This window comes from Pararhizobium sp. O133 (assembly GCF_051669845.1).
In the GTDB taxonomy this organism is placed as follows: Bacteria; Pseudomonadota; Alphaproteobacteria; order Rhizobiales; family Rhizobiaceae; genus Pararhizobium.
The window spans coordinates 106,573-124,863 of the sequence record NZ_CP196427.1 but is presented as its reverse complement, the minus strand read 5'-3'; the positions used below and the strand labels follow the sequence as shown (position 1 = coordinate 124,863).

Below are 18,291 nucleotides of genomic sequence, written 5' to 3'. Positions count from 1 at the left end.
CCGCTCAGGCGGCCGGCTGCTTGGTCTTGCGCAGGTAGGGCAGGACGGTCTCGTAAGCGCCGAAGCGCGTGATGGCGTCCTCGTTCGAGACGGCGGCGGTGATGATCACATCGTCGCCCTGCTGCCAGTCGGCCGGCGTCGCCACCTGGTGCTTGCTCGTCAGCTGGATGGAATCGATGGCGCGCAGGATTTCCGCGAAGTTGCGGCCGGTCGTCATCGGATAGGTGAGGATCAGCTTGATTTTCTTGTCCGGGCCGATGACGAAGACGGAGCGGACCGTGGCGTTGTCGGCGGGCGTACGGTCTTCGGATGTATCGCCGGCGGCGGCCGGCAGCATGTCATAGAGCTTGGCGACCTTCAGTTCCTTGTCTCCGATCAGCGGATAATCGACGTCGAAGCCGGTGGCGACCTTGATGTCCTGCTTCCACTTCGAATGACTTTCGACCGGATCGACGGAAATGCCGATGACCTTGGCGCCGCGCTTCAGGAATTCCTGTTCGAGACCGGCCATGGCGCCGAGTTCGGTCGTGCAGACCGGCGTGAAGTTCTTCGGATGCGAAAACAAAACGGCCCAGCCAGTGCCGATCCAGTCGTGGAAGCTGACCTCGCCGATCGTCGTGTCGGCGGTGAAATCCGGGGCAATATCATTGATGCGAAGGCTCATGGTCTCATCCACTTTTCTGTTGCCGATGCCGGGATCACGGGCGGGTAATTCCGGCATCATTTTGAAATCCGGTCAAAAAATAACCGCTGACTTGCCGATGTCAATTTCTATTATTTTTGTAGAGATCGAGCGATCCGCCGCATGAAAGCGGCAAAGACCATTGATGTTCAGCACAAGGTACCGGGTGCCGTTCCATGGCGCACCTCAAGACCGTGACGAAATGGACGTTCCGAAAAATCCGGTCTCGAAAGCAATGGAGTTTAGAGGCATCGTGGCGCTTTTCGGAGACGAATTTTTACGCGCCGCTGACCAGTTTCGGCTTGGCGGGTTCCCAGCTTCGCACGAGATCGCGGCCGGACGTCTTGGCAAGATAAAGTGCCTCGTCGGCGCGGATGACCAGCCGCCCGGCGTCGGGTCCCATCGTATGGTTGGCAAGCGTTGCCACGCCGATGCTCGCCGTGACGATGCCTTTTTCGCTGCCGGTGTGAGCGATCTGGAGGGCGCGGATGCGGTTGCGCAGCTCGTGCGCCAAGGCGACGGCGCCTTCCTCCGGCGTATTGGGCAGGATCAGCACCATTTCCTCGCCGCCATAGCGGGCGGCGCGGTCGCCGGGACGCCGTGCCACGGCGCGCATGCATTCGGCGATGGCCCGCAGGCAGTCATCGCCGGCGGTATGGCCATAGGTATCGTTGAAGGCCTTGAAGCGATCGACGTCGAGCAAGAGAAGGCTTAGCGCCCCTTCGCCGCGTCCCACACCGGCGACCTCCTCCGTCAACGCGGCATCGAAGGCGCGCCGGTTGAGAAGGCCGGTCAGGCCATCCGTTTCGGCCAGTTCCGCAAGGCGCATATTCAGGTCGCGCAGGGCCTGCTCGCTCTGTTTGCCCCTGGTGATGTCGGAACACACGACGAAGCAGGTGCCATCGGCCGCCGGGCTGGTGCGGGATTCGATCCAGCGCCCGTCGAACAATGGAAACTGGACGGTGCCGGGCTGGCGCAGCCTCGAACAGGCGGCATTCACCCAGTCGGTGACGTTGTCGGCGGGAATGTTGACCAGTTCGCCGCGCGCGATCGAGGCATAGAGGATCGATGCGGCAGGCGTCCCCGGCACACGCAGGTTCGCCGTCAGCGGAAACATCGCGCGATATTGTTCATTGCAGAAGACGACGCGGAGATCCTTGTCGAACATGATGACGCCGTCGGCCATGTTGGTCAGTGCGGCGGTGGCCCTGCGTTCGCTTTCGGCGAGCGCTGCTTCCAGCTTGACCTTGGCCGTCACGTCGCGATTGTGGGTGATAAGCCCCGTCACGCGGCCTGAACTGTCGCGAACCGGCGATTTGAGCGTGGAGAGGGTTGCGGTCGAACCGTCGCGGTGTGTCACCTGCTGTTCGATCACCTCGGACGTTCCGTGCAGCAGGGTGCCTTGTTCATCCGCCCGGAAACCCTCCGCGATGTCGAACGGGTAGAAATCGAAATCGGTCTTGCCGAGCAAGGCATCGGAGTTCGCGACCTTCATCAGCACCGCGGTGGCTGGATTGGCGACGATGAACCGGCCTTCCGTATCCTTGACGTTCAGGCAATCCGGAAGGCTGTCGATGACCGTCTTGTAGATATGGTTTTTCATGACCGCGTCACGCCGGCGCATCTCGTTGGCGACGGCGAGGGAGACGAGCAGCGTTGCCATAAAGGCGATAACCGCGATCGGCGCGACCGTGCTACTAGACAGGAGCATCGACAGGCTCGCCTGCGGCATGACGAGAAAGCTCAAGGGGCGGCCGGCGGCGACGCAGGCTGAGAATATGATAATACCCAGTGTGGAGGGACGCTCGTTCTTCTTGAGGGCATGGGCGAGAACACCGATTGCAGCGGCAATGCCGATCCCCGTTAGCCCCGCAAAAACGCCCGCGCCACCGAGATAGACCCGAAAAGCCGAGGCGCAGAAGGCGGTGACAACCAAGGCCACTGGCCCGCCGAACAGGCCCGAGACCGCAACCAGCGTTGCCCGCGAGTCGATGAAAACGCCCTTTTCCATCTCGAAGGGGCGCGTCATGACAATAATGGCGCCCAGCCCAAGCAGCAATCCGAAGGCGAGCTGGCGGATGATCTGCGGGCAATCGACATGCGGCAGCCGCGCGTTGCTCCAGATCAGCACGAGCATCGACAGGATCGCCAGATTGGCGAGAAGTTCATACCAGGCGCTACTCAAACAAGGCCTCCCCGGCACAAACCTGAAAACCGGCCGAACGGTGCGGCATACCATCGCCCGGCAGGGAAAAGTTTCCGTTAACGAAGTGGCGGAAAGCCCGAGGATGAAGGCTTTCGGCGTTGCGCCAGCGAGGGTAATCTGGGGATGATCGGTTCAAGAATTATTTAAGCTTATTATGAAGCGCTGTTTGATGCCGTTCTCGCGCCTCTTTCCAGTGGGCCAGCGTCGCAACGCCAACCCCAGGCCAGACGTTTTTTACGTCTCCGCCATTCCGTTCGAAGACGTGCCGCTTTATTCGAACAGTTCGCGGTTGTCCGATTCGATCTGCGGCAGGTCGTTCAGAATGCCGTTCAGATGTGCTCGCATGGCATCGGCCGCCGCTTCGGCGTTTCGTGAATCGATGGCGGCGACGATCTTTTCGTGCTGCTCGATAAGGTTGTTCATCGAGGTTGGGTTGCGGAGTTGTAGATTGCAGACCCGGTCCATATGCGCCTTGATGTCCGAAATCGCATTCCAGGCGAGACCGCAGCCGGCGCCTTCGGCAATGGCGATGTGGAACTGCTCGTCCTCGCGGCGGAAGGCATTATGATCGTGCTGGCTCATCGCCGCCCGCTGCCGATCAAGGATGCCGTCGACCTTGCGCCGCGTCCACGTATCGAAGCTCTCGCTGGCGCGTCGCGCAACGGCCACCTCGATCGCCTCGCGCACGAAGCGTGCTTCCATCATCTGGCGTGCCGAGATGCGGACCACGACCGTTCCACGATTGGGGCGGATTTCAACAAGCTTTGATTTTCCAAGCGCGATCAGCGCCTCGCGGACCGGTTGGCGCGAGACGCCGAGACGGGAGGCGATTTCCTGCTCGGATAACCGCGAACCCGGCGCCAGTTCGAGGCGGATGATCGCCTCTCGCAGATCGCGCTCGACCTGGGCCGCCGTCGTTTCCCCGGTCTCGATCTTCAACGGGTCGATCTTCAAAGTTTCAAGGTTCATGCTTTTCGCCGCCACGGTCTCGTTGACATTCGTTTTTAACCACCATACAGTACCATACAACTTGACGACAGCACAAGCGCGGCGCTTCAAACGCCAAGCCAGGATGGAGGAGCCGGGACGTGAAAATCCCGGTCAGTTGATGACGATACATTCCAATTTCATAAGCCCGGATTCTAGTGATCCACGTCTGCAGAGTAAATCCCGCTACAAGATGCTTGTCGATGGCAAGTCGGTCGATGCGGCATCGGGAAAAACAATCGACCGCGTGAGCCCCGGCCATGCCGGCGTGGTCGTTGGCACCTGGCCGGAGGCGTCGGCCGACGACGTGCGTGCCGCTATCGCCGCCGCCCGTCGTGCCTTCGATACCGGTCCATGGCCGCGCATGTCGGGCGCCGAGCGCTCACGCCTGATGTTCAAGACGGCGGAACTCATTCTGGCCAAGGTTGACGAACTCGCCCTGATCGAAAGCCTGGAGGTTGGAAAGCCGATCGCCCAGGCGCGAGGCGAAATCACCTTCTGCGCCGATCTCTGGTCCTATGCGGCGGGACAAGCCCGCGCGCTCGAAGGTCAGACGCATAACAATATCGGCGATAATCGCCTTGGCCTTGTCCTGCGTGAGCCCGTCGGCGTCGTCGGCATCATCACGCCGTGGAACTTCCCCTTCATCATCGCGTCCGAGCGAGTGCCGTGGGCGATCGGCGGCGGTTGCACGGTCGTGCTGAAGCCATCCGAGTTCACCTCCGGCACGTCGATCCGCATGGCGGAACTGGCCCGCGAGGCCGGCATTCCCGACGGCGTCTTCAACGTCGTCACCGGTTACGGTGATCCGGCCGGTCAGGTCCTCGCCGAGGATCCGGGCACGGACATGATCGCCTTTACCGGCTCCGGCCGTGTCGGCGTGAAGCTCGGCGAAATCGCTGCCCGCAGCGTCAAGCGCGTCGGTCTCGAACTCGGCGGCAAGGGGCCACAGATCGTTTTCGCCGATGCGGATCTGGAAGCGGCGGCCGACGGGATCGCTTACGGCGTCTATCACAATGCCGGCCAGTGCTGCATTTCGGGAAGCCGTCTGCTGGTGCAGGAGGGCATCCGCGACGCGCTGCTCGAGCGCCTGCTCGACATTTCCCGCAAGGTCACCTTCGGCGATCCGTTGAACGAGCGCACGAAGATCGGCGCGATGATCTCGGAAGCACATGCCGCCAAGGTTCATTCCTATGTCGAGGCGGGGCAGTCGGCCGGTGCCGAACTGCTGCTCGGCGGATCGCGGGTCGGCGAAGGCTCCGGGCTCTATTATGCGCCGACGGTCTTTTCCGGGGTCACCGCCGACATGTCGATCGCGCGCGAGGAAATCTTTGGGCCGGTTCTGTCGACACTGACGTTCAAGACGGCTGACGAGGCGGTCGCAATGGCAAACGCATCGGAATACGGCCTTTCGGCCAGCGTCTGGTCCAGCAATCTCGAAAACGCGCTGCAGAGCATCCGCCGCATCCGGGCCGGGCGCTGCTGGATCAACAGCGTCATCGACGGTGCGCCGGAGCTGCCGATCGGCGGCTACAAGAAGAGCGGTCTCGGTCGGGAACTCGGCCGCTACGGCTTCGACGAATATTCGCAGTTCAAGGGCATTCACGTGACCTTGGGACGACCGGATCCTTGGTTCGGGTGAGGGTGCTCACCGGATACTGAGGCAGAGGAGGAAAATCTCGGCTGGCGCGATCTTTGGTCGGAGCTCGCCAGCCGAGACATGGGTCTTTCGACCCCGATTGCACATCCAAAGGGAGGATACGCAAAATGAAATTGACCAGACTGAAAACCGCAATGCTTGCGGCGTGCGCAGCTATGGCTTTCACAACGTCCGCCGTGGCGGCCGATGTCAAGGCGACGATGATCATCTACCTCGATCCAAGTGTCCAGTTCTTTAACCCCGTCGTGAAGGGCGCACAAGATGCCGCGGCACAGTTCGGCGTCGATCTCGACGTGCAATATGCCAATAACGATCCGGTGCGCCAGAACGACCTGATCGAGAGCGCCACGGCAACGGGTGTCGATGGCATCGCCGTTGCCATTTCCTCGTCGGATGCCTTCGACGACAGCATCTGCAAGGCGGTCAAGGCCGGCATCATCGTCATCGGTTTCAACAATGACGACCTGGAAGGCGCCAAGGGCAATTGCCGCCAGGCCTATGTCGGCATGGACGAATTCGCTTCCGGCTATGAACTCGGCAATCGCATGATCGAGCAGTTCGGCCTGAAAGAAGGCGACATGGTCTTCAATCCGCGCGAAATTCCGGAAGCCAGCTTCGCCGTGGCGCGTGGCGGCGGCATTGAAAAGTCGATGAAGGAACATGGCATCAAGGTGGAGACGGTCAAGTCTGGTCTCGATCCGGCCGAAGCCCAGAACATTCTCGCCCAGTTCCTCATCGCCAACCCCAATACAAAGGCTCTGTTCGGCACGGGCTCGGTCACCTCGACCGTGGGAGCAGGCGCCATCAAGGATGCCGGCGTGAACATCCCGTTCGGCGGCTTCGATCTTGCGGTCGAAATCGTCAACGCGGTGGAATCCGGCGCGATGTTCGCGACGATGGACCAGCAACCCTACCTGCAGGGTTACTATCCGATCGCCCAGATCGCACTGGCGAAGAAATACGGCCTGACACCGACCGACGTCGATACCGGTCAGGGCGCCTTCCTCGACAAATCGCGCATCTCGTCCGTCAAGCCGCTGATCGGCAGCTACCGGTAAGCGAGACGCCTGAAGACCTTCCGGCATCTTGCCGGAAGGTCCCCGCGATCCCCTGAACAGAGTAACGACAGTGACCTATGCCATGACCGACACAGCCGTGCTGAAATCGCGCACGAAAAAACAATCGCTGCTGAAGCAGATCATGACCATGCCGGCCGGAGCCATTCTCCTGGTTTTCGCCACCCTGCAGATCGTCTGCATCGCTGGCGCGCTCGCCTATCCCGACGATTTCCGCTACCTGTCGCCGCAGAACCTGACGATCCTGATGAAGGCCATTCCGGTGCTCGGCTGCCTGGCGCTCGGCGCGGGCATCCTGATGATTGCCGGTGAATTCGACCTGTCGATCGGCTCGGTCTATACGTTGACGGCCGTCCTGATGGCGAGCCTTGTCGATGGCGGCATGAGCGCCTTCATTGCCGCGCCGCTCGGCATTCTGCTCGGCGTGATGATCGGCCTTCTCAACGGCACGATCACGCTACGCTTCGGCCTGCCATCCTTCATCGTGACGCTCGGCGGCCTTTTGTTCTGGCGCGGCGCCGTGCTGCTCTATAATGGCGCCGTCCAGGTGCGTTTCGATCCCGAGCCCGCCTTTTCCAGCCTGTTTGCCGGCACGCTGTTCGGCATCAACGCCGCCTTCATCTGGATTGTCCTGTTTGTCATCGGCTTCTATCTGCTGCTGCACCGTCACAAGTTCGGCAACCATGTCTTCGCCACCGGTGGCAATCCGGCGGCGGCGACCGCCATCGGCATCAATACCGACCGCGTCAAGATGATCGCCTTCGCCATTGCCGGCGGCATGGCGGCGGTCGCCGGCATCATCGCCACGGCCCGTGTCGGCAGCGTCCAGCCGGGGCAGGGCGCCGGTCTCGAACTCCAGGCGATCGCTGCCTGCGTCATCGGCGGGCTCTCTCTTCGTGGCGGCCGTGGCTCGATCATCGGCATCTTTCTCGGCGTCATGCTGATCCACACCATCACCGACGTGCTTCTGCTCCTCCGCGCGCCCGGCTTCTACCTCGACATGTTTATCGCAACCCTGATCGTCGTCGCTGCCGCCTTCAACCATCTCATCGAACGCCGGGGGGCTGCATGATGTCCGCGTCCAATCTTCTGGAACTGCACAATATTTCGAAAAGCTTCGGCGCACTGACGGCGCTTCGCGATCTTTCCTTCCATGTCGGCCCCAGCGAAGTCGTCGGTCTTCTCGGCGACAACGGCGCCGGCAAGTCGACCACGGTCAACCTGATCTCCGGCATCCACAAGCCGACCTCCGGCCATCTGAGCGTGGACGGACAGAAGACGCTGTTCACCTGCCGCTCCGATTCCGCCGATGCCGGCATCGAGACCATCTATCAGAACACCGCTCTGGTGGATTCGCTCTCGATCACCCGCAATATCTTCATGGGCCGCGAACGCACCAATGCCTTCGGTTTCCTGAAGCAGGCGGAAATGCGCGATATCGCCATGGAAGTGCTGGAGAAGGCCGTCCATATCTCCGGCATCGATTCCCCCGACAAGCTGGTGGGCGATCTCTCCGGCGGGCAGAAGCAGGCCGTTGCGATTGCGCGTGCGGTCTTCTTCAAGCGGCGTGTGCTGCTGCTCGACGAACCGACATCCGCTCTCTCCGTTCGCGAAACCGAGGCACTGCTGTCGCAGGTTCTGAAGCTCAAGGCAGAGGGTGTTTCCAGCGTACTCGTCACGCACAATCTCTATCACGCCTACCAGGTTTGCGACCGGTTTGTGATCATGAGCCATGGAACCAAGGTTTTCGACGTGAAGAAGGCCGATACGACGATCAGTCAGTTGACTGAATACGTCGTCCTCACCTGATAATCCCATCAAACGCCAAGAGGCAAATCCGTGACAATTTCCGTAAATGTGCGCCAAGTCGTTGGCCCCGAAGATGCTGCGAAGCGCGATACGAGCGGCCTGCGCGACGGCTTCCTGATCGAAGGACTGTTCTCAAAGGGCCGCATCAATCTCACCTACAGTCATCTCGATCGGATGATCGTCGGCGGCGTCGTCCCGACGGGCGAGGACCTGACGATCGGCCAGGTCAAGGAAACCGGCACCGACCGGTTTCTCGAAAGACGCGAGGCCGCCATCCTGAACATCGGCGGGAGCGGCAAGGTTCTCGTCGGAGACACCGAATATGCGCTCGGTTTCCAAGAAGCGCTCTATGTCGGCATGGGTGAGGGGGACCTGACGTTCAGAAGTGACGATCCCGCCAAGCCGGCCGAATTCTACGTCCTGAGCGCGCCTGCCCATCGCACCTGCCCGACCGTGCTCATCACGCTCGATATGGCCAAGAAGGTGCGCACCGGCTCGGCGGAAGAGGCCAATGCCCGCACGATCAACCAGTATGTCCATCCGGATGTCTGCGAAAGCTGCCAGCTTCTGGTCGGGCTGACCATGTTCGAGCCGGGCTCCGTCTGGAACACCATGCCGGCGCATGTCCACGACCGGCGCATGGAAGTCTATCTCTATTTCGGCATGGAAGAATCGACGCGAATCTTCCATTTCATGGGGGAGCCGCATGAAACCCGGCACCTCGTGCTGAAAAGCCATGATGCGGTGCTGTCGCCGGGGTGGTCCATCCACTCCGGTGCCGGCACCGGTCGGTACTCTTTCATCTGGGCGATGGCCGGCGACAACATGAGCTTCACCGATATGGACAAGGTGCCGATGGACAGCCTGCGATGAACCCATTTGATCTTTCCGGCCGCTGCGCCATCGTCACCGGCGCCAATACCGGCATCGGCCAGGCGATCGCGGTCGGCCTTGCGGCGGCGGGGGCCGACATTATCGGTGTCGGCCGCTCATCGATGGACGAAACCGCGACGCTTGTTGAAGCCAGCGGCCGGTCGTTTCATCCTCTCCTGGCCGACCTCTCCAAAATGGATGAGGTACGCGCCGTCATCGATCGCGCTGGCGCCATTCGGCAGCGCCCGGACATTCTGGTCAACAATGCCGGGATCATCCGCCGGGCCGATACGATCGATTTCACGGAAGAGGATTGGGATGCAGTCATGGACACCAATCTGAAGTCGGTGTTCTTTCTCTGCCAGTCCTTCGCCAAGATGGCGATCGCGGAAGAGATGCCCGCCAAGATCATCAACATTGCCTCGCTCCTGTCCTTCCAAGGCGGCATTCGCGTGCCGTCCTATACGGCGGCGAAGAGCGGTCTGGCCGGATTGACGCGTCTGATGGCCAATGAATGGGCGGCGCGGGGCATCAATGTCAACGCGATTGCCCCCGGCTATGTCGAAACCAACAACACCACGGCCCTGCGCGCGGATACCGAACGCAATGCCGACATCCTGAAACGCATTCCGGCCGGCCGCTGGGCGCGCGCGGACGATATGGCGGGGGCTGCCGTCTTCCTTGCATCCCGTGCGTCCGATTATGTGCATGGCACGATCCTGCCCGTCGATGGCGGATGGCTGGCGAGATAGAGGAGTTATGATGCCTGATTTCTACAGCTTGCCCGAAGGTCTGAACTGGACGGAAACGTCGCCAGGTAACCGCCGCGCCGTGCTGTCGCAACGTCCGGAAATGATGCTGGTCGCCTTCAGCTTCGACAAGGGCGCGATTGGTGCGCTCCATTCCCACCCGCATACGCAGGTGAGCTATGTGGCCAAGGGGAGCTTCGAGGTCACCGTCGATGGCGTGACGACGACGCTGCCCACGGGCAGCAGCTTCATCGTCGCTCCCAATCTGGTTCATGGTGTCGTGGCGCTGGAAGAGGGACTGCTGATCGATACGTTCACGCCACGCCGGGATGATTTCCTGTAGCGGAAATCGTCAGCCGCGTTTTCCCTGCTCAGGTATCGTGGGCAGCGAACAGACCAGGCCGCTCTGTTTCTCGCCTCACCCGCAGCCCAATCATCATCGGCGTGATGCTACCGGTCGATCGCGGTCGTCATTCGGACGGATTGTCGCAGGCGGGTGACGCTACTGGAAGCTGCTTGAGCGAGGGTCGTGATTTCTGTATGGAGAACGAAATGACATCATCATTCAGGAATCGAGATACTTTCGTTGGACCTTTCGTCGATTGACATATTCCTTGCCGTGGCACGCGACCGTAGCGTCACCAAGGCGGCAAGGGCAGTCGGGCGCGTGCCCTCGAATGTGACGACGCGCATCCAGCAGCTGGAGGAAAATCTGGGCGTCGTCCTGTTCTGCCGCGATGGCAAGAAGATGACGCTGACGCGCGAGGGCGAGACCTTTCTCTCCTACGGTCAGCGGCTGGTCGCACTGGCGCTGGAGGCGCGCCAGGCGATAAAGCCGCTTGCCCCGACCGGCACCTTGCGAGTCGGGACGATGGAAAGTACGGCAGCCAGCCGTCTGCCGGCGGCGCTGACGCAATTCAACCGGATGTGGCCGGATGTCTCTCTGCGCCTGACCATGGGCGCCTCCCGCAGCTTGACGCATGATGTGCTGACCGATGTGCTCGACTGTGCCTTGATCGCCCGTCCGCCGCGCCCTCTATTGGAAGAGGACGAGCAGTTCGACACGGAACTTGATCTTCTGGATACCGAGACGGTCTTCGTCGAGGACCTGCTGATCGTCCTGCCATCGGGACATCCGCAGATCAACTCCGCCGCCGATCTTCGCGTGGGATCGCTGGCCGCTCTTGAGCCGGGCTGCACCTATCGCCGGATCGCCGAGCATTGGGCGAGACAGTCAAGCGGTCCCGAAACCAGAGAGTTCGGGTCCTATCACGCGATCCTCGCCAGCGTGGCGACGGGCGAGACGGCCGGCGTTATGCCGAAATCGGTTCTCGACCTCATGCACTGGCCGACGAATGTCGAAACGCATCATATTGGCTGCGTCGAGACGCTGCTCGTCTCCCGCCGGAACAGCCGTTCGAGTGCCTTCAATGCATTTTACGAAGTCCTCAATATCACGAAGAACAGCGCGCCAAGAGTGATGACACACTAGCCGTCACCGTCCGCTTCGCCCCGAAACATGTCATTCAGCAATCGGTTCATCATGCAGCCTCCCATGTCTCCCAAAGTGGGTTCCAAATCTGCCCATCGCTTCCGCCTGTTTTCGCCCATTCTCGCCGGCGCGACCCTGCGCGAACGCCTGGTCGCCTGTATCGGCGCCTTGGTCAGCATCGGCCTCACCGGTCTCATCAGTGGTTATCTTTTCGGACAGGGGCCGCACCTTCCGCTGATCGTGGCGCCGATGGGCGCGTCGGCGGTGCTTCTTTTCGCCGTACCGGCCAGTCCGCTGGCACAGCCCTGGTCGATCATCGGCGGCAATACGATCTCGGCGCTGATGGGGATTATCGCGGCCTATTTCATTCCCGATCCGATCATCGCGATCGGCGTCGGCGTTTCGCTGGCGATCGGCGCCATGTCCTTCACGCGCTGCCTGCATCCGCCGGGCGGTGCCGCCGCGCTGACGGCCGTTCTCGGCGGCCCGGTGGTTGCGTCCTGGGGTTTCCTGTTTCCGTTCGTGCCGGTGGGCCTGAATTCCTGCATTCTTGTCGGGCTTGGCCTGGTCTTCCATAAGCTGTCCCGGCGCAACTATCCGCATGTCGCGCCCAAGCCTGCGGAAAACATGCACCAGACGATCGATCCGCCGTCGTCGTTGCGCGTCGGATTTCGAGAGGAAGACGTCGATGCCGCTCTCGAGGCTGCCCACGAGACTTTCGACATCGACCGGGGCGACCTCAGCCGGCTGCTGCGACAGGTCGAGTTGCGGGCCATCATCCGTACCAATGCCGGCATCGACTGCGCCGATATCATGTCGCGGGATGTCATTGGTATCAGTGAGGACGATAGCCCGGATCACGCCCGCCGCCTCCTGCTGAAACACAATATCCGCACACTGCCGGTCACGGATGAAGAAGGCCGCCTGATCGGTACCGTCGGTCTGCGGGAACTGTTCGAGGCGACGGAGCGGATCCGGCCCGTTTTATCCGAACCCGCGATTGCATCGGCTTCCGATCCAGCCTTGTCGCTGCTTCCGGTTCTGACGGACGGGCGCACCCATGCGGTGATCATCGTCGATGCCGGCCACCGTATCCTCGGTCTGATTTCGCAGACGGACCTGTTGAGCGCGGTTGCACGGCTTCTGCCGACCGATCTGGCCGCAGTCCCGACGGCTGCCTGAACCGTTATCGGAGGTTTTGCCGCAAAAGGTGGAGGAATTCCGCTTTCCTCTTGAAAAACGTATAAGATGCGCAAGCTTACAGCAAGTTTCGCATCTTATGCTTCATCCTCGGCTGCCTGACCCAGCAGCGGTGAACATGAACAGGCGAATTTCCGTCGAAGAGGAAGGGTCGGCTATGCAGCCATTAATCGCATCCAATCAGATTCTTTCGTCGGAAGACCTGGCTCTTCTGCAAACGTTTCTGGAAGCCTGGTGCGCGGAAAATTCCGTCGATATCAAGCATCCGGCCGCGCAGGACGTGGCGACCGGGTTGATCCACTGGTATCTGGATGGCCTATCCGACAAGAGCCGGTTCAGGGAAAGTATCGGCGATACGAGCGTTCTGCCGCCTGACCTGCAGGACCTCTTGGAAAAACTCGCCTACATTCCTTGAAGAGGGCGGGCCCTGAAAACGGTGCGCGTTGGGCGCGGCGCTGCCGCTCAGTTTTTCGTGTCCGGATGACCGCTCGGAATTGTGCTGACGGTCGCCGCCACCGGATCGCTTGCGGGGAATGAGCCTTCCAGGCCCTCTTCAAGTTGTTCTTCCAGTGTGCCGGTATCCTGGGCCGCACGTGCGCTTTTGAGCGATGTCACGGCAGCCGACTCGTCGTTGTCCGCTCCCGCTGCTGTTTCCATATCGACAGAGCTGGTTTGGTCCTGGGAAGAACTCCAGTCAGGAGCGGAATCTCGTCCGGCATTGCCGTCGAAAGTGGCGATCTGGATCATCACGGCTTTCGCCTTTTCCTCGGCATTCATACGGTTCAGGCTTCCCTCGTCGTCCTTTTGCAAGTGGACGGACACGACGTCGCCGCCTTCTCCGACGAATTCGACGATGACAGCCGATTTCTCGTCATGCACCTGCTTGCCGATAACTTGCATCTGACCCTCCTGAGGCACGGCCCGGGACGGACCGGTTGAATATGTGATTCAACGGAGAGCGGGGCCTTTGGTTCCAAAGGCGGGTCGGCGGGTTTCTGTCGGCACCGATCAGGCGGACTTCCGCAGCATCAGTTCGGCCTTGAGCAGGATGCGGTTCTGGGTCAGCAGCATATCGTCGCCCTGCGTTGCCTCGCCGAGTTTCCTGAACAGCAGGCCGATGGCGAGGCGACCGATTTCGTTGTAATTCTGGGCAACGGTGGTGATCGGCGGACAGGTATATTGCGACAGGGGATGATCGTCATGGCCGGCGACGCGGATGTCGTAGCCTGGACCATGGCCGACCTTCAGGCCCTTCGCCCAAGCGGCCGCTATCACACCAAAGGCGAGGCGGTCGTTGGCGCAGACGATCGTGCGGGTCGGCAGCCGTGAAGGAGCGTCGAACAGGCGCAAGGCATCTTCCATGGCGAAGCGCTCGAAATCCCAGGTGGCGACAGCGGACAGCCGGATCAGCTCCGGCGTCAGACCGAAGCCCGTCATCGCCTCGACATAGGCGTTGCGCCGCTCGACTGCGTTGATATTGACCTCGGGCATGCCGAAATAGCAGGGTGGCTCGCCCGATCGGCAGAGATAGTCGACAATGAGGCCGAAGCTCTGGCGATTGTCGGTGCCGACATAGGAGGCTCCGCCATCGGCCGGGGTATCGACGTAGACGAGCGGAATGTCGCGTCCGAGCTGCTCCAGTGTCGAGCTGCCGGTTTCCCGTCCGATCGGGGCAATGATGGCACCCGCGACGTTCATCGACCGGAAGGTCTTGATTGCTTCCTCCTCGATGTCCGGCTTTCCGTCCGACGACAGGACGAAGGCGAGGAAGCCAGCTTCATTGGCGATGATCTCGATCCGCCGCGTCAGCGCCATGAAGAACGGATCGAGCGTGTTGGGGATGACGATACCGATGATGTTGCTGCGGCGGCGGTTGAGGTTCACCGCGAACATGTTCGGGCGAAACCCCGATTTCTTCAGCGCTTCCTCGATTGCGTCGCGCGTCTTCTTGCGAACGGCGGCGGGATCGTTGAAGTATTTGGACACGGTCGGCCGCGACAGGCCGACAAACTCCGAAAAGTCCTCCATCGTCTTTATGGTCTTGGCCAATCCGCATACTCCGTCGAATTCTACCTCAACGTCTTAGACGTTCGATCTCTACTAGAAAAGCCGGAATGACACCTGACGTCAGCTATCGACGTACTGCACTTTCATCGTGGCGGGATCACTGGGTTTGGCGAGGAAATAAGGCACCATCGCTTCAAGCGGCAGCCGGTGGGTGACCAGCCGCGACATCCGCTCCCTGTCGCCAGACAGTACGGCCAGCGCTTCGGGAATGTTGCGGTTGAGCGAGTGCGAGCCGACCAGTTTCAGCTGACGCCGGAAGATCTGGAACGGTGAGATCGAAACCCGCGCATCCGGCGCGCAGACGCCGAACAGCAGCGCCGTGCCGCCGTCCGCGACGAGATTGATCATGCTTTCGACGACGCCGGGAATGCCCGTCGCGTCGGCCACGAAATCATAGGCTCGTTCGCTGACAAGCAGTTCCCGCGACCCTGACGCAATCGGTGTAAAGCCGAGGCTTGAAGCGAAACCTAGCCGGCCTTCGTTGATATCGGCAAAGGCGATCTGTTCGGCGCCGGCGGATTCCAGCGCCAGGCCGAGCAGGAGACCGATCGGGCCGGCGCCGAAGATGAGGGCGTTGGACGGCGCGCTCGACTTGTCCGTTATGCCTGCCGCGCCAATGCCATTGAGGACGCAGGCCAGAGGCTCGGCAAGCGCCGCCAGGTCGTAGGACATGTCGCCGATATCATGCAGGTGATCGGCCCGCACGATGCTGAACTCGGAAAAGCCGCCATTATGGGAGACGCCATAGGCCTTGAGGTCGCGGCACAGATTGGTCAGGCCCTTGCGGCAGGATGGGCAGGTGCCGCAGGGCAGATTCGGATCGACGGCAACGCGGCTTCCCGTCCGGACACGTGTCACATCGGAGGCGAGATCGATCACTTCGCCGGCATATTCATGGCCGGGTACTAAGGGGAAGGCGCCCGCGCCATAGCGGGCATGCAGTACGTCGATATCGGTATGGCAAAGGCCGGCCGCCTTCACCCGGATGAGCGCGTGGCCGGGCGGCAGGGCGCCGACGGGAATCTCGCCGATCGTCGCCTTGCCCTTTTCAACGAATTGGATCGCCTTCATGCTCGGTGCTCCTCAACTCATCCAGTTGCCGCCATCGACATTATAGGTCTGGGCGAGGATATAGTCGCTGTCGGCGGAGGCGAGGAAGACGGCCAGACCCTTGATATCGTCAGGCGTGGCGAAGCGGCCGATCGGAACGGATTTGGCGACCTGGGCTTTCTTTTCGCCGGCTGCGAGGCCCTCCCACTTGGCGAATTCGGCATCGACGATGTCCCAATGCTCGCCATCGACCACGCCGGGCGCGATCGCGTTGACATTGATGCCATGCTTGACCAGAGCGAGAGCGGCTGATTGGGTGGCCGAGATGATCGCCGCCTTGGAGGCGCAATAGAGCGTAACGAGTGCCTCGCCGCGTCGGCCGGCCTGGCTTGCCATGTTGATGATCTTGCCGCCGCGACCGCGCGCGATCATGACATTGGAAACCGCCTTCATCATGAACAGCGGACCCTTGAGATTGACGTTGAAGACGCGATCATAGCTGTCTTCGGTAATGTCGTTGATCGGCGCCATGTCGAAGATGGCGGCATTGTTGACGAGAATGTCGATACCGCCGAAATCCGTGTCTACCTGCGCGACGGTCGCGTCGATGCTGGAAAGATCGGTGACATCCAGCCGGATGGCCGTGGCGGAGGGGCCGATCGACGCAGCAGCCTCGGTGGCGCGGTCGATGTTGATATCGCCGATCACAACCTTGGCGCCCTCGGCGACAAAGGCTTCCGCAAAGCCCAGGCCGATCCCGCGCGCGCCACCGGTGATCAGGGCGGTCTTGTTCTGCAATCTCATGATGGGTTCCTTCACGGCCGGGGCCTTTGCCACCGCATGATATGTTGGATCTGGCGGATGCGCGAGGAGCCCGGCACAATGGCCGGACTCCCCGGGAGGGTCCACGCTCAAGGCGTGGACTGTTGGCTCACTTGATGTAGCCGGCGCGGGTCATGTCGCGTTCAGCCTGCGTCTGCGCTGCATTGAGTGCATCATCGACGGACTGCTGGCCCGACAGCGCGGCACTGATCTGCTGGCCGACAAAGGTGCCGATCGCCTGGAACTCCGGAATGGCGACGAACTGGACGCCCGTATACGGAACCGGATCCTTGGTCGGCTTGGACGGATCGGCCGACATGATGGCGTCGAGGACCGTCGCTGCAAACGGCGCGGCCTTCTGGTATTCCGGCAGGGCGTAGGTGGACTTGCGGGTGCCCGGTGGAACCGCGACCCAACCTTCGGATTCGCCGACCATCTTCACATAGTCCTTGGACGTCGCCCATTTGAGGAAGGACTTCGCGACTTCGGTCTTTTGCGACGTCGCGGGGATCGCGAGATCCCATGACCAGGACCAACTGGAACCGTTCGGCGTGACGGCGACGGGGGAGCGCGTGAAGGCGATCTTGTCGGCGACCTCGCTCTGCTTCGGATCAAAGACGCGTCCGGCAGCCGAGGTGGCGTCGATCCACATCGCGCATTTGCCGGTAGCAAACAGCGTCTGGTTCTCGTTGAAACCGTTGGCCGTAGCACCCGGAGGGCCGTATTCGTTGAGGATCTGGACATAGTCCGTCACGGCTTTCTTCCAGGGCTCGGAATTCAGCTGTGGCTTCCAGTCCATGTCGAACCACCGGCCGCCATAGCTGTTCACCATGGTGCCGAGGAAGGCCATGTTTTCGCCCCAACCCGGCTTGCCGCGCAGGCAAATGCCGTATTGCTGGTTGGCCTTGTCCGTCAATTTGGCCGCGAATTCCTTGATCTGGTCATAGCTCGGCTGTTCCGGCATTGTCAGACCGGCCGCCTCGAACAGGTCCTTGCGGTACAGCGTGAACGAGCTTTCGGTATAGAAGGGCACTGCATAGAGCTTGCCGTCGACGGTCAGGCCGGCCTTGATCGGGTCGAGCAGATCAGCGTAGTCGTAATCGTCGCCGAGATCGTCAACCGGCGTCAGCCAGCCGGCCTTGCCCCAGATCGGCGCCTCATAGCCGCCGATGGTCAGCACGTCGAACTGGCCGCCCTTGGTGGCGATATCCGTCGTGACGCGTTCGCGCAGGACGTTTTCCTCAAGCACGATCCAGTTGATCTTGTTTCCGGTTTCCTTCTCCCAGGCAGCTGACAGTTTCTGCATGATGATCATGTCGCCGTTGTTCACGGTCGCGACATTGATCTCCTCCGCCTGCGCCATGCCGGCGAAGAGGCCGACGCCGAGGACGGACGACGAGAGCATGCGTGCATATTTACTCATGAAAATCTCCTCCTTTTCAAGTGTTCCCGCATTTTATTACATGCGTAAACTTTTATCCTGAAAATGCATTCTTTTGTCAAGCGGCGATAGGACTCGTTTGCTTATGTATGATGCAGCCTGCTGAAACTTAAGGCTATTTTATGTGATATCATCTGTCAGTCTGTATCTGACGCCTTACAGCTCCCGATTAAGATT

General features: G+C 61.0%; 18 protein-coding genes. 10 read left to right on the top strand and 8 right to left on the bottom strand.

Annotation, left to right across the window (positions count from 1 at the left end; all coding sequences use genetic code 11):
* Window positions 1–4: 4 nt before the first annotated feature.
* The 3 genes from ACST81_RS23075 to ACST81_RS23065 all read right to left on the bottom strand — a co-directional run bounded on the left by ACST81_RS23075 (window position 5) and on the right by ACST81_RS23065 (window position 3,857).
* Entirely contained in the window at window positions 5–664 is a 660-nt protein-coding gene (locus tag ACST81_RS23075; RefSeq protein WP_438754384.1) for a peroxiredoxin, read from the bottom strand.
* Window positions 665–959: 295 nt separating this feature from the next.
* Window positions 960–2,867: a diguanylate cyclase gene (locus ACST81_RS23070; RefSeq protein ID WP_438754382.1), complete on the bottom strand. Its 1,908-nt coding sequence runs from the start codon at window positions 2,865–2,867 to the stop codon at window positions 960–962.
* 291 nt (window positions 2,868–3,158) lie between these two features.
* On the bottom strand, window positions 3,159–3,857 hold the full coding sequence (locus ACST81_RS23065; RefSeq protein ID WP_438754380.1) for a GntR family transcriptional regulator: 699 nt from the start codon (window positions 3,855–3,857) through the stop codon (window positions 3,159–3,161).
* Window positions 3,858–3,996: 139 nt separating this feature from the next.
* On the opposite strand from ACST81_RS23065, the gene ACST81_RS23060 reads away from it, so the two are divergent.
* From ACST81_RS23060 to ACST81_RS23015, 10 genes are all read left to right on the top strand, one after another.
* Window positions 3,997–5,517, top strand: a complete 1,521-nt coding sequence (locus ACST81_RS23060) for an aldehyde dehydrogenase family protein (RefSeq protein ID WP_438754378.1) — start codon at window positions 3,997–3,999, stop codon at window positions 5,515–5,517.
* Window positions 5,518–5,642: 125 nt separating this feature from the next.
* A complete protein-coding gene (locus ACST81_RS23055; RefSeq protein ID WP_438754376.1) occupies window positions 5,643–6,593 on the top strand; it encodes a sugar ABC transporter substrate-binding protein in 951 nt (316 codons plus the stop codon).
* 82 nt (window positions 6,594–6,675) lie between these two features.
* Window positions 6,676–7,683 carry an ABC transporter permease gene (locus ACST81_RS23050; RefSeq protein WP_438754374.1) on the top strand — a complete coding sequence of 336 codons (1,008 nt, stop codon included), beginning with the start codon at window positions 6,676–6,678 and terminating at the stop codon, window positions 7,681–7,683.
* The gene (locus ACST81_RS23045; RefSeq protein ID WP_438754603.1) at window positions 7,683–8,420 is read left to right on the top strand and encodes an ATP-binding cassette domain-containing protein; all 738 of its coding nucleotides are present in this window, start codon (window positions 7,683–7,685) and stop codon (window positions 8,418–8,420) included. The genes ACST81_RS23050 and ACST81_RS23045 overlap by 1 nt, the downstream gene beginning before the upstream one ends.
* A gap of 30 nt (window positions 8,421–8,450) precedes the next feature.
* A complete protein-coding gene (gene kduI / locus ACST81_RS23040; RefSeq protein WP_438754371.1) occupies window positions 8,451–9,293 on the top strand; it encodes a 5-dehydro-4-deoxy-D-glucuronate isomerase in 843 nt (280 codons plus the stop codon).
* Window positions 9,290–10,045: a 2-dehydro-3-deoxy-D-gluconate 5-dehydrogenase KduD gene (gene kduD, locus ACST81_RS23035; protein ID WP_438754369.1), complete on the top strand. Its 756-nt coding sequence runs from the start codon at window positions 9,290–9,292 to the stop codon at window positions 10,043–10,045. The genes kduI and kduD overlap by 4 nt, the downstream gene beginning before the upstream one ends.
* 7 nt (window positions 10,046–10,052) lie before the next feature.
* Window positions 10,053–10,385 (top strand): cupin domain-containing protein, encoded by a 333-nt coding sequence (locus tag ACST81_RS23030; RefSeq protein ID WP_438754367.1) that lies wholly within the window; start codon window positions 10,053–10,055, stop codon window positions 10,383–10,385.
* A gap of 243 nt (window positions 10,386–10,628) precedes the next feature.
* Window positions 10,629–11,534: a LysR substrate-binding domain-containing protein gene (locus tag ACST81_RS23025; RefSeq protein WP_438754365.1), complete on the top strand. Its 906-nt coding sequence runs from the start codon at window positions 10,629–10,631 to the stop codon at window positions 11,532–11,534.
* Window positions 11,535–11,585: 51 nt separating this feature from the next.
* Window positions 11,586–12,716: an HPP family protein gene (locus ACST81_RS23020; RefSeq protein ID WP_438754363.1), complete on the top strand. Its 1,131-nt coding sequence runs from the start codon at window positions 11,586–11,588 to the stop codon at window positions 12,714–12,716.
* A gap of 175 nt (window positions 12,717–12,891) precedes the next feature.
* Window positions 12,892–13,149: a hypothetical protein gene (locus ACST81_RS23015; RefSeq protein ID WP_438754361.1), complete on the top strand. Its 258-nt coding sequence runs from the start codon at window positions 12,892–12,894 to the stop codon at window positions 13,147–13,149.
* Window positions 13,150–13,196: 47 nt separating this feature from the next.
* On the opposite strand, the gene ACST81_RS23010 is transcribed toward ACST81_RS23015, so the two are convergent.
* The 5 genes from ACST81_RS23010 to ACST81_RS22990 form a co-directional block, all read right to left on the bottom strand.
* A complete protein-coding gene (locus ACST81_RS23010; RefSeq protein ID WP_438754359.1) occupies window positions 13,197–13,634 on the bottom strand; it encodes a hypothetical protein in 438 nt (145 codons plus the stop codon).
* A gap of 108 nt (window positions 13,635–13,742) precedes the next feature.
* Complete coding sequence (locus ACST81_RS23005; RefSeq protein ID WP_438754601.1) at window positions 13,743–14,762, bottom strand: LacI family DNA-binding transcriptional regulator; 1,020 nt, start codon at window positions 14,760–14,762, stop codon at window positions 13,743–13,745.
* 99 nt (window positions 14,763–14,861) lie between these two features.
* The gene (locus tag ACST81_RS23000) at window positions 14,862–15,872 is read right to left on the bottom strand and encodes a zinc-dependent alcohol dehydrogenase family protein (protein WP_438754357.1); all 1,011 of its coding nucleotides are present in this window, start codon (window positions 15,870–15,872) and stop codon (window positions 14,862–14,864) included.
* A gap of 12 nt (window positions 15,873–15,884) precedes the next feature.
* Window positions 15,885–16,655, bottom strand: a complete 771-nt coding sequence (locus ACST81_RS22995; protein ID WP_438754355.1) for an L-iditol 2-dehydrogenase — start codon at window positions 16,653–16,655, stop codon at window positions 15,885–15,887.
* A 127-nt stretch (window positions 16,656–16,782) separates the two neighbouring features.
* Entirely contained in the window at window positions 16,783–18,096 is a 1,314-nt protein-coding gene (locus ACST81_RS22990) for an ABC transporter substrate-binding protein (protein WP_438754353.1), read from the bottom strand.
* Window positions 18,097–18,291: the final 195 nt, after the last annotated feature.

Bases quoted from the DNA above. Each gene is read 5' to 3' on its own strand.
- ACST81_RS23030 (WP_438754367.1), top strand. From the start codon at position 10,053: ATGATGCCTGATTTCTACAGCTTGCCCGAAGGTCTGAACTGGACGGAA.
- ACST81_RS23020 (WP_438754363.1), top strand. From the start codon at position 11,586: ATGCAGCCTCCCATGTCTCCCAAAGTGGGTTCCAAATCTGCCCATCGC.
- ACST81_RS23015 (WP_438754361.1), top strand. From the start codon at position 12,892: ATGCAGCCATTAATCGCATCCAATCAGATTCTTTCGTCGGAAGACCTG.
- ACST81_RS23000 (WP_438754357.1), bottom strand. From the start codon at position 15,872: ATGAAGGCGATCCAATTCGTTGAAAAGGGCAAGGCGACGATCGGCGAG.
- ACST81_RS23010 (WP_438754359.1), bottom strand. From the start codon at position 13,634: ATGCAAGTTATCGGCAAGCAGGTGCATGACGAGAAATCGGCTGTCATC.
- ACST81_RS23055 (WP_438754376.1), top strand. From the start codon at position 5,643: ATGAAATTGACCAGACTGAAAACCGCAATGCTTGCGGCGTGCGCAGCT.
- ACST81_RS23065 (WP_438754380.1), bottom strand. From the start codon at position 3,857: ATGAACCTTGAAACTTTGAAGATCGACCCGTTGAAGATCGAGACCGGG.
- ACST81_RS22990 (WP_438754353.1), bottom strand. From the start codon at position 18,096: ATGAGTAAATATGCACGCATGCTCTCGTCGTCCGTCCTCGGCGTCGGC.
- ACST81_RS23005 (WP_438754601.1), bottom strand. From the start codon at position 14,762: ATGGAGGACTTTTCGGAGTTTGTCGGCCTGTCGCGGCCGACCGTGTCC.
- ACST81_RS23045 (WP_438754603.1), top strand. From the start codon at position 7,683: ATGTCCGCGTCCAATCTTCTGGAACTGCACAATATTTCGAAAAGCTTC.
- ACST81_RS23060 (WP_438754378.1), top strand. From the start codon at position 3,997: ATGACGATACATTCCAATTTCATAAGCCCGGATTCTAGTGATCCACGT.
- ACST81_RS23050 (WP_438754374.1), top strand. From the start codon at position 6,676: ATGACCGACACAGCCGTGCTGAAATCGCGCACGAAAAAACAATCGCTG.
- ACST81_RS23075 (WP_438754384.1), bottom strand. From the start codon at position 664: ATGAGCCTTCGCATCAATGATATTGCCCCGGATTTCACCGCCGACACG.
- kduD (WP_438754369.1), top strand. From the start codon at position 9,290: ATGAACCCATTTGATCTTTCCGGCCGCTGCGCCATCGTCACCGGCGCC.
- ACST81_RS22995 (WP_438754355.1), bottom strand. From the start codon at position 16,655: ATGAGATTGCAGAACAAGACCGCCCTGATCACCGGTGGCGCGCGCGGG.